The organism is Rhizobium ecuadorense, assembly GCF_001187535.1.
Lineage (GTDB): Bacteria > Pseudomonadota > Alphaproteobacteria > Rhizobiales > Rhizobiaceae > Rhizobium > Rhizobium ecuadorense.
The window spans coordinates 1-428 of sequence record NZ_LFIO01000468.1; the positions used below are offsets into that span (position 1 = coordinate 1).

Consider the following 428-nt stretch of genomic DNA (forward strand, 5'->3'; position numbering starts at 1 on the left):
ATCGAGCAGGAGGCGTTGTTGTCCTTGGCCTTGCCGAGCAGCAGTGCCGAGCGGCCTTCGACGTCGCGCAGGTTGACGTCATTGCCGAGGGCTGCCCCCTTGATCTCGCCGATCAGGCTGGTCACCGGTTCGCTGCGCCAAGTGAGATAGGCATGCAGATCAGGATGGTCGCGAAAGGCATCGATGCCGGCCGCCGGGAAGTCAGGGAACTGCCGTTCCGGGACAGCTCGTTCGCAGAGTTCGGCGATGAAGCGCCCGACCGACCGGCGCGCGCCTTCGACCGGCACACCGGCCCTTTCGGCGCGCACCGTGCAATGATCGCAGAAGCAGAGCGACAGCAGAAAATCGTCTTCGGCGTTCAGGCCGACGCCGTCCTTCTCGTGATGGTATTCATGCGCGAATCCCATGAAGTTCGGGCTCTCGAGTTC

At 63.6% G+C, this 428-nt stretch carries 1 pseudogene; it reads right to left on the reverse strand.

Annotated elements, in window-relative coordinates:
• Positions 1-428 (reverse strand): annotated as a pseudogene (locus AF337_RS11445) (hypothetical protein); the annotation flags it as partial.